This window comes from Lysinibacillus sp. NPDC056220, from assembly GCF_049315265.1.
In the GTDB taxonomy this organism is placed as follows: domain Bacteria; phylum Bacillota; class Bacilli; order Bacillales_A; family Planococcaceae; genus Lysinibacillus; species Lysinibacillus pinottii.
The window spans coordinates 17,159-27,260 of record NZ_JBMOXD010000014.1 but is presented as its reverse complement, the minus strand read 5'-3'; the positions used below and the strand labels follow the sequence as shown (position 1 = coordinate 27,260).

The following is a 10,102-nucleotide window of genomic DNA, read 5'->3' as shown; positions in this document are numbered from 1 at the left end:
CGGAAGTTAAGCTCTTTAGCGCCGATGGTAGTTGGGGGCTTCCCCCTGTGAGAGTAGGACGTCGCTAGGCAACAAAAACAGTCAGCTGTGTGCTGGCTGTTTTTTTATTATTTTAAGAAAATCCTTCATTTTAAATATCATTGTCACGTTTCATATAACTATATTAAGATTGTTAGGAGTTTTTATATAGCTATTTATTTGGATTTTTAATTAAAATTTGCTATGATTAAAAGTCTGAATTGTCTTTCTTTTATAAGTTTCTTGACAGTAGCAGTCCACGTTGTTAATCTTACAATTAATATTCTTTTAACTATAGGAGGAAGTTACGAAAATGTGGGAGACTAAATTTGCCAAAGAAGGTTTAACTTTTGATGATGTATTATTAGTACCAGCTCATTCTGAAGTATTACCGAAAGATGTTGATTTATCTGTTCAATTAACACCAAAGATTAAATTAAACATTCCTATGATCAGCGCAGGTATGGATACAGTTACAGAGTCTAAAATGGCGATTGCTATGGCACGACAAGGCGGTATCGGCATTATCCACAAAAACATGGGTATCGACGAACAAGCTGAACAGGTAGAAAAAGTAAAACGTTCTGAAAATGGTGTTATTACAAACCCATTCTTCTTAACTCCGACTCATCAAGTTTTCGATGCTGAGCATTTAATGGGTAAATACCGAATCTCTGGTGTACCTATTGTTGATAGTATGGAAAACCAAAAACTTGTAGGGATCATTACAAACCGTGATTTACGTTTTATCTCAGATTACTCTTTAAAAATTGAAGATGTTATGACAAAAGAAGATTTAATTACGGCTCCTGTTGGAACGACTCTAGAGGATGCAGAAAAAATTCTTCAACAATATAAAATCGAAAAACTTCCGATTGTTGATGAAGAGGGTCGCTTAACTGGACTTATCACAATCAAAGATATTGAGAAAGTTATTGAATTCCCTAATGCTGCTAAAGATACACATGGTCGCTTACTTGTAGGTGCAGCAGTTGGTGTATCGAAGGATACAATGGTACGTATTGAGAAGCTTGTAGAAGCACAAGTTGACATTGTAGTAATCGATACAGCACACGGACATTCTGAAGGCGTATTGCAAACAATCCGCTCAATTCGAGAAACTTACCCAGAACTAGAAATCATTGCTGGAAACGTAGCTACTGCAGAAGGTGCACGTGCATTATTCGAAGCTGGAGCAGATGTTGTTAAAGTAGGAATTGGCCCAGGCTCAATTTGTACTACACGTGTTGTGGCTGGCGTAGGTGTGCCACAAATTACAGCAGTTTATGATTGTGCTACAGTAGCACGTGAGCTTGGTAAAACAATTATTGCGGATGGTGGTATTAAGTACTCTGGCGATATTGTGAAAGCTTTAGCAGCTGGCGGAAATGTTGTTATGCTAGGATCACTTCTTGCAGGTACTTCTGAATCACCAGGAGAGACAGAAATCTTCCAAGGTCGTCGTTTCAAAGTATACCGTGGTATGGGATCTATCGGAGCAATGGAAAAAGGCTCAAAAGATCGATACTTCCAAGAAGATGCGAAAAAGTTAGTGCCTGAGGGTATTGAAGGTCGCCTTCCTTATAAAGGGCCATTAGCCGATACAATTTATCAACTGATTGGTGGTATCCGAGCTGGTATGGGTTATTGTGGAGCACCACACCTTGAGTATTTACGAGAAAATGCTCAATTTGTTAAAATGACAGGTGCAGGTCTCCGTGAATCACATCCACATGATGTACAGATTACAAAAGAGTCACCAAACTATTCCATGTAATAAATTACTTGCAACTTTTATGCTTTCGCATCGTCTACAAAGATGGCGCGAGAGCATTTTTTTATGGTAGAGAGTCAACACGTATGTTGTTATCTATGATAAAATGTCGAGGACAAGATTATTTTTTGGAGGGCTTTAAAGGTGAAAAAGAAAATGAACACCGTACTACGCTTACTCCTAATTCCCGTTTTATTAATTGGTATTTTTGCAGGTATTCCTGCAAAGGCAAGTGCAGAGACGGATTTAGGATTAACAGTAGATGCTGCGATTTTAATTGACGCAGATTCAGGCAAAATTTTATATGAACAAAATGCGGATACTTCACTAGGTATTGCAAGTATGACAAAAATGATGACTGAATACCTGTTATTGGACGCTATTGATGCAGGGACAGTTAAATGGGATCAAGAATACCATGTAACCGATTATACGTATCGTATGTCTCAAAATCGTGCATTAAGTAATGTACCTTTACGTCGAGATGGTTCTTACACAATTCGAGAATTGTACGAGGCAATGGCTATTTATTCAGCGAATGCTGCAACTGTTGCTATAGCTGAAACAATTGCTGGAACAGAGACTGAATTTTTGAAATTAATGAACAAAAAAGCAGAAGAACTTGGCCTAGAAGGTTATAAGTTTGTTAATGCAACAGGTCTAAACAACGCGGATCTTTTTGGGATGCATCCAGCAGGGACAGGACCAGAAGATGAGAACGTGATGCCTGCTAAATATGTGGCAAAACTAGCCTATCATCTATTAAAGGATCACCCAAAGGTATTAGAAACTTCCCAAATTACTAAGAAGACATTCCGTGAAGGTACAGAGGACGCCATTGAGATGTCTAACTGGAACTTTATGTTACCGGGTTTAGTTTTTGAATATCAAGGTGTCGATGGATTAAAAACCGGTACTACAAACTTTGCAGGCCATTGCTTTACAGGTACTGCAGAGCGCAATGGTACTCGATTAATCGCAGTTGTCATGAAAGCTGTTGATGCAAGTGGACAAGGATCATATAAAGCTCGTTTTGATGCAACAGCAAAATTATTTAACTATGGTTTTTCACAATTCTCAAAACAAGAAATTTTACCAGCGAACTATACGTTTAAAGATCAAAAAACAGTAAAAGTGACAAAGGGTAAAGAAGACAAAGTAGAGATTGCTGTAAAAGAACCTATTTCATTTATGATTAAGTCTTCTGATAAAGATCTTTATAAACCTAAATTGGTTTTAGATAAAAAGAGTCTTGAGGCAGGAGTTAAGAAAGATACTGTTGTAGGAAAGGTCGTTATTGAGCGCACAGAGGGCACAGACTACGGCTTTATCGATGGAAAGGATATTTCATCCGATATTGTTACTACGGGCTCTGTAGAGCGTGCTAGCGGTATCTCATTGTTCTTCCAAGGTATTGGGAACTTCTTCGGCAATTTATGGAGTGGAATTTCTGACTTCGTTGGTGGACTATTCTAATCATTAATTAAAGGGCACATGAATGTTAAGAAACATTCATGTGCTTTTTCACATTTTTGACCCATACAGCATACGCTAATAGGCGAAAGGATGTGGCTAAATGTGTGGCATTACAGGGTGGGCTAGCTTTCAAAAGAATTTAAAAGCAAGTGAAAAAGTTTTACAAGCAATGACACGGACATTAAACAGGAGAGGGCCAGATGATGAAAATATTTGGTGTAGTGAGCATATTGCATTTGGCCATCGACGGTTAGCGGTTATCGATTTAATAGGTGGCAAGCAGCCTATGAAAAAACTACATGAAGGGATAAACTATGTCATTACATATAATGGCGAACTTTATAATACTCAGGAGCTGCGTAAAGAGCTGGAGAAGAGAGGTCATACTTTCACAACACATTCAGATACAGAAGTGTTATTGACCGCCTATATTGAATGGAAAGAGCAATGCGTAGACTTTCTAAATGGTATTTTTGCATTTGGCATTTGGGATGAACAGGAGCAATCTCTTTTTTTATGCAGAGATAGATTGGGTGTGAAGCCCCTTTATTTTACAGAGCAACAGGGGGGGATTCTTTTTGCATCTGAAGTAAAGGCTTTGCTGGCACATCCAATGGTTCAAGCTGCCATCAATACGGAGGGATTGGCAAGTATGATGGCTGTAGGCCCCTCTAGAGCACCAGGTAAGACTCTTTTTCAAAATATTGAGGAGTTACGACCAGGATTTGCAATGCGCTTCTCTAGAGAGGGATTAAGAAAATGGCAGTATTGGCAGCTACAAAGCCGCAAGCATGAAGAAACATTGGAAGAGACGATTGAACAGGTTCGTTGGCTGTTAACAGATGCTATTGAACGACAGCTTATTTCGGATGTACCAATCTGTACATTTCTATCAGGAGGACTTGATTCTAGTATTATTACAGGAATTGCTGCTGATAGATTCCGCCAACAAAACAATCAGTTGCATACGTATTCAATTGATTATGAGGATAATGAACGTTTTTTTAATCCACATGCATTTCAAACGTCAACAGATACGTATTGGATTCAAAAGATGACCGAGGCTTTTAAGACGACACATCATGCAGAAGAAATAACTCAGCAACAGCTGATTGATTTACTAGTAGAATCGGTTATAGTTAGAGATTCACCAGGTATGGCGGATGTAGATTCTTCGTTACTCTGGTTTTGTCGAGAAATTAAAAGAGACTTTACTGTAGCACTATCTGGCGAATGTGCAGATGAAATTTTTGGTGGATATCCATGGTTTAAGGAAAAAACTACGGGCTTTCCTTGGATTCGGTCATTGGCTGAAAGAAATGCAATACTTCAGGAGAAGTGGGATAAAAAATTAAAAATTGAATCCTACGCACAGCAGCTATATACACAAACAATTACAGAAGTCCCGTTACTAGATGGTGAAAGTCCTGCAGAAGTAAAACACCGTGAAATGTTTTATTTAAATATGCAATGGTTTATGCAGACATTGCTAGAGCGGAAAGATCGTATGAGTATGGGAGCGAGTTTAGAGGTACGAGTTCCTTTTGCAGATCATCGCCTTGTGGAATATGCATGGAATATTCCTTGGGAAATGAAGAATTTAGATGGCATAGAAAAGGGCTTACTTCGAAAGTCGATGGCACATTTATTGCCTGATGAAGTATTATACCGTAAAAAAAATCCCTATCCTAAAACGTATCATCCAGTTTATACAGCAGGTGTGCAAACATGGCTAAGGGAAATTCTTAAAGATAAAAACTCTATCTTACATGAATTATTTGAGTACAAAAAACTTACAGAATTAATTGAATCGGGGGGGAGCTCTTTCAAAATTCCATGGTATGGACAATTAATGGCAGGACCTCAACTTTTAGCATATCTAGGGCAAATTCATAGTTGGTTTGAGCATTATCATATTCAACTAATTGAATCTTAATGGGAGTCACCCATCTACTACTTGGTTGTAGTAGATGGGTTATTTTTTTGTATCCCCCAACAATCCATTAATTGTTCTATCGACTGTTCAATTACATGGACAGGTATACCGCCAAAGCCAAGTAAAAATTGTGCTTGCGAAGATTCACCATGATCTAGTCGATAATCAGACAACGGATAAATCCCTATTCCTGCGTAGAAGGCAAGTTGTTGTAGTTGTTTTTCTGGTAATTCGTGTTTAACATCTAATAATATATGCATCCCTGCTTGCTCACCTGTAATTTTAATGGATGATGAATATTTTTCTAAAATAGAAGTAAGCTGATCATGTTTTTTACGATAAACTTTACGCATTCGATTAAGATGTTTTGCAAAATGACCATCATGCATAAAATTTGCTACGATATGCTGATCGAAGCGAGGTACAGTTGATGAATAGTAATTAAAAACATCATTATACGTAGCAAGTAATTGAGGTGGAAGTACAAAATAGGCTACACGCAAAGATGGCATTAACGATTTTGTAAAAGTGCTCATATAAATGACTTTATCGTTTCTATCTAGAGCATGTAGAGCAGGAATTGGTTTTCCAGTATAACGAAACTCTGAATCATAATCATCTTCAATGATATAACGAGATGAGCTTTGTGCTGCCCAGTTTAAAGCCTGTGCACGCCTAGTAGCGGATAATACGGCGCCAGTAGGAAATTGATGTGATGGTGTAATATAGACAACATTAGCTTGTGTTCGCTCTAGCTCGTGAATGACGATACCTTCTTCATCGACGGCAATAGGATATACTTTCCGTTTATGCTGAGAGAACATACGATGCACAGCTGGATAGCCTGGGTTTTCCAGAGCAAAGCCTGTATCATCCCTAAAAAGACGTAAAATCATAGGCAGAAGCTGCTCAGTACCAGAGCCAACGACAATTTGCTCTGGATTACAGATAACTCCACGTGATTGATATAAATAATTTGCAATTTCAGTTCGTAAAGAAAGCTCCCCTTGAGGTTCCCCTGTTAATAATAAATTTTTTGAGGCTTCATCAAACAGCTCCTTTGCATATTTTCTCCAGATCTGAAATGGGAAAGCATCGATATCAATAGAACCAGGATTAAAATCTATTTTGTATGACTTTTTCTTAATATGCTCATTGAAAGGAATTACGATGTCCTGCTGGATGTAGGGTAGTTCATCGATTTCTTCTACAAAATAACCAACACGAGATTTGGACATAATATAGCCTTCTGCAAGAAGCTGTGCATAGGCAATTTCAATCGTTGTTTGAGAGATATTCAAAAAATCGGCTAATTTTCTTTTTGATGGTAATTTTTCTCCCACTGCTATTTTCTTGGAAATAATAGCTTCTTTAATACCATTATAAAGCTGATCATATAGCGGTTTATCGCCATTTCTTTCAAGCTGAAATAAAAGCATATCCATATGATAAAAACCTCCTGACCTTATAGTTATTTTGAAAACTGGATATTTTTATATGGTCAATTTCTATTATACTAAATTTCATCATAAAGATGGAGGTTAGACAATGAAACAGACAGGTACAAATTTGGTGAAGCGTGGTATGGCTGAGATGCAAAAGGGCGGCGTCATTATGGACGTGATCAATGCTGAGCAAGCAAAAATTGCAGAGGCGGCAGGAGCAGTAGCGGTAATGGCATTAGAAAGAGTACCTTCAGATATTCGCAAAGCAGGAGGTGTTGCTCGTATGGCAGATCCTCGTATTGTAGAGGAAGTACTAGGAGCAGTCTCCATTCCTGTTATGGCAAAAGCTCGTATTGGTCATATTGTAGAAGCCCGTGTTTTAGAAGCGATGGGGGTTGATTATATTGATGAAAGTGAAGTACTTACACCAGCAGATGAAGAATATCACTTATTAAAAAGTAATTATACCGTACCATTTGTGTGTGGCTGTCGTGATCTTGGGGAAGCAGCCCGTCGCATTGGGGAAGGAGCAGCTATGTTACGAACAAAAGGTGAACCAGGAACAGGGAATATTGTGGAGGCAGTTCGACATATTCGTAAAGTGAATGCCCAAGTCCGAAAAGTAGTAGGTATGACAGAGGATGAATTAATGACAGAGGCAAAATTACTAGGAGCACCTTTTGAATTATTAAGAGAGATCAAACGCCTTGGTCGTTTACCAGTGGTTAATTTTGCAGCAGGAGGTGTAGCTACGCCAGCTGATGCGGCATTAATGATGGAGCTTGGGGCTGATGGTGTGTTTGTCGGTTCAGGTATCTTTAAATCTGATAATCCTGAAAAATTTGCACATGCGATTGTAGAAGCGACGACACATTACAAAGATTATAAGCTTATTGCTGAAATATCAAAGGAACTAGGTGTACCAATGAAAGGTATTGATATTGCACAGCTCGGGCTAAATGAGCGCATGCAAGAGCGAGGCTGGTAAGATGAAACGAATTGGTGTTTTAGCGTTACAAGGGGCGGTACGAGAGCATGTTCAAATGCTAGAAAGCCTTGGCTGTGAAGCTGTTGAAGTAAAACATAAGCAGGATTTAGTAAAACTAGATGGACTTGTATTACCTGGTGGAGAGAGTACTACAATGAGAAAGCTGTTGGATCGTTTTGAACTACTAGAGCCTATACGAGAAATAGCACAACGTGGTTTACCCATGTTTGGGACATGTGCAGGATTAATTTTAATGGCTACTACTTTAGTAAATGATGAACCACATTTAGCAGTTATGGATGTGACAGTTGCAAGAAATTCATATGGACGCCAGGTTGACAGCTTTGAAGTAATGCTGGATATTCCTAAAATAGGAGAGGCGATTCCAGCAGTTTTTATTCGGGCACCTCATATAGTGAAAGTCGGAAAAGATGTTGAAATTCTCGCAGAGCATGAAGGTAAGATTATTTTAGCCCAGGATAGACATTTACTAGGTTGTTCCTTTCATCCCGAATTAACTTCAGACACACGTATTCTTGAATATTTTGTAGCATCTATGGTATGACTTGCAAAATTTGTTTTCATATAGTACAGTATGGTTAAAATTTAATTAACTGAACACGATGATGGGAAGTAGTAGCAAGCACGTTTTTTTTAGAGAGTCAGCGGTTGGTGAAAGCTGATAAAAGCACTTGTGAATCCGTCCTGGAGTTGCACAGTCGAAGTCATTGAAGTAGGCTGCTGCCGGCTGGAATGCCGTTATAAAATAAGTGGATTAGATATAGTGTCTAATCAATTAGGGTGGCAACGCGGGTAGCTCTCGTCCCTTTATGGGATGGGGGCTTTTTTGTGTTTATCTTGATTTAGCCAAATATCGCCTTTCTATTCTGGTGTTTAAATGACCGCTGAATCAAGATATAGAAACAAGATGCAACAATTTCCCATCATTAAGAAACTACTGGAGGTATGTTCGATGTTAGATATTAAACGCGTGCGTGATAATTTCGCCGAAATTAAAGAAATGCTATTAACACGTAATGAAGATTTAGGGAATTTAGATGACTTTGAAAATTTAGATGCAAAGCGTCGTGAACTAATTGCTAAAACGGAAGAACTGAAGGCAGAACGAAATAAAGTATCTGAGCAAATTTCTGTTATGAAGCGCAACAAAGAAAACGCAGATGAAGTGATTGCGCGTATGCGTCAAGTGGGCGATGAAATTAAAGAGCTTGATATTCAATTAAATGATGTGGAAGATCGCTTTAAAGATATGATGATGCGCCTGCCGAACGTTCCTCATGAATCTGTACCAGTGGGTACGACAGAAGATGACAATGTTGAGGAATATACATGGGGTCAAATTCCAGCATTTGATTTTGAGATTAAAGCACACTGGGACCTAGCTACGGATCTAAAAATTGTGGACTTTGAACGTGGCGCAAAAGTAACTGGTAGCCGATTCTTATTCTACCGCGGCCTAGGGGCTCGCTTAGAACGTGCGTTAATGACCTTTATGATGGATTTACATGCTGAAGAGCATGGCTATGAGGAAATGCTACCACCTGTGATTGTAAATCGTGAAAGCTTAACGGGTACTGGACAGCTACCTAAATTTGAGGAAGACGTATTTAAATTAGCGGAAACAGATTATTTCATGATTCCAACAGCTGAAGTACCCGTGACCAATTTCTACCGTGATGAAATTTTAACTGCTGAAGCTTTACCACAAGGTTTTGCTGCATACAGTGCATGTTTCCGTTCAGAAGCGGGCTCTGCAGGTCGTGATACACGTGGTTTAATCCGCCAGCACCAATTTAACAAAGTGGAATTAGTTCGCTTTGTTAAACCTGAGGAGTCATATGAGCAGTTAGAGCTATTAACGGGTCATGCTGAAAAAGTGCTGCAATTACTTGGCTTACCATATCGTAAATTAAAAATGTGTACAGCCGATTTAGGCTTCACTGCTGCGAAGAAATATGATTTAGAAGTTTGGATTCCAGCACAAAACATGTACCGAGAAATTTCTTCTTGTTCAAACTTTGAGGACTTCCAAGCACGACGCGCAAATATTCGCTTCCGTCGTGAGCCAAATGCAAAACCAGAATATGTTCACACATTAAACGGTTCAGGTCTTGCGATTGGTCGTACAGTTGCCGCTATTCTTGAAAACTATCAACAAGCCGATGGAAGCGTAGTAATTCCTGAAGTTTTAAGACCATATATGGGTGGAAAAGAAGTAATTGCCCCAAAATAAACATCAAGGCTATTTTAGATTACCGTATAAAGGTTAAGCTAAAATAGCCTTTTTTCATTTCAAAAATGATATTTCTCGTAATTTTCGAAAATTCGTTATTAGGGGTAATATTTATAGGGACAGGGGGAGAAATTCATGGATTTACAGCAATTTGCTGAGGCTTTAAATGAATTTGACAATGTCTTAATTTCAGATGCTAAAGGATGTGCAA

At 38.6% G+C, this 10,102-nt stretch carries 7 protein-coding genes, 1 rRNA gene and 1 other annotated feature; of the genes, 7 read left to right on the top strand and 1 reads right to left on the bottom strand.

Annotated elements, in window-relative coordinates:
* The 4 genes from rrf to asnB all read left to right on the top strand — a co-directional run.
* Positions 1 to 70, top strand: a 5S ribosomal RNA gene (gene rrf / locus ACOZBY_RS21540); the annotation flags it as partial.
* A 261-nt stretch (positions 71 to 331) separates the two neighbouring features.
* A complete protein-coding gene (gene guaB / locus ACOZBY_RS21535; RefSeq protein ID WP_012291837.1) occupies positions 332 to 1,795 on the top strand; it encodes an IMP dehydrogenase in 1,464 nt (487 codons plus the stop codon).
* A 141-nt stretch (positions 1,796 to 1,936) separates the two neighbouring features.
* Positions 1,937 to 3,268 (top strand): D-alanyl-D-alanine carboxypeptidase family protein, encoded by a 1,332-nt coding sequence (locus ACOZBY_RS21530; protein WP_012291838.1) that lies wholly within the window; start codon positions 1,937 to 1,939, stop codon positions 3,266 to 3,268.
* Positions 3,269 to 3,368: 100 nt separating this feature from the next.
* On the top strand, positions 3,369 to 5,204 hold the full coding sequence (gene asnB / locus ACOZBY_RS21525; RefSeq protein ID WP_031418647.1) for an asparagine synthase (glutamine-hydrolyzing): 1,836 nt from the start codon (positions 3,369 to 3,371) through the stop codon (positions 5,202 to 5,204).
* 17 nt (positions 5,205 to 5,221) lie between these two features.
* Here asnB and ACOZBY_RS21520 read toward each other — a convergent pair whose 3' ends face one another.
* Positions 5,222 to 6,649, bottom strand: coding sequence for a PLP-dependent aminotransferase family protein (locus tag ACOZBY_RS21520; RefSeq protein ID WP_422762659.1), 1,428 nt, complete (start codon positions 6,647 to 6,649; stop codon positions 5,222 to 5,224).
* Between the two features lie 103 nt (positions 6,650 to 6,752).
* On the opposite strand from ACOZBY_RS21520, the gene pdxS reads away from it, so the two are divergent.
* The 3 genes from pdxS (at position 6,753) to serS (ending at position 9,891) form a co-directional block, all read left to right on the top strand.
* The gene (gene pdxS, locus ACOZBY_RS21515; RefSeq protein ID WP_012291841.1) at positions 6,753 to 7,637 is read left to right on the top strand and encodes a pyridoxal 5'-phosphate synthase lyase subunit PdxS; all 885 of its coding nucleotides are present in this window, start codon (positions 6,753 to 6,755) and stop codon (positions 7,635 to 7,637) included.
* Between the two features lies 1 nt (position 7,638).
* A complete protein-coding gene (pdxT, locus tag ACOZBY_RS21510) occupies positions 7,639 to 8,202 on the top strand; it encodes a pyridoxal 5'-phosphate synthase glutaminase subunit PdxT (protein ID WP_012291842.1) in 564 nt (187 codons plus the stop codon).
* 49 nt (positions 8,203 to 8,251) lie between these two features.
* Positions 8,252 to 8,468: a binding site (T-box leader), on the top strand.
* 142 nt (positions 8,469 to 8,610) lie between these two features.
* A complete protein-coding gene (serS, locus tag ACOZBY_RS21505; protein ID WP_036218031.1) occupies positions 8,611 to 9,891 on the top strand; it encodes a serine--tRNA ligase in 1,281 nt (426 codons plus the stop codon).
* Positions 9,892 to 10,102: the final 211 nt, after the last annotated feature.

Excerpts from the sequence above, each read along its gene's own strand:
- guaB (WP_012291837.1), top strand. The coding sequence starts at position 332 with ATGTGGGAGACTAAATTTGCCAAAGAAGGTTTAACTTTTGATGATGTA.
- asnB (WP_031418647.1), top strand. The coding sequence starts at position 3,369 with ATGTGTGGCATTACAGGGTGGGCTAGCTTTCAAAAGAATTTAAAAGCA.
- ACOZBY_RS21520 (WP_422762659.1), bottom strand. The coding sequence starts at position 6,649 with ATGGATATGCTTTTATTTCAGCTTGAAAGAAATGGCGATAAACCGCTA.
- pdxS (WP_012291841.1), top strand. The coding sequence starts at position 6,753 with ATGAAACAGACAGGTACAAATTTGGTGAAGCGTGGTATGGCTGAGATG.
- pdxT (WP_012291842.1), top strand. The coding sequence starts at position 7,639 with ATGAAACGAATTGGTGTTTTAGCGTTACAAGGGGCGGTACGAGAGCAT.
- serS (WP_036218031.1), top strand. The coding sequence starts at position 8,611 with ATGTTAGATATTAAACGCGTGCGTGATAATTTCGCCGAAATTAAAGAA.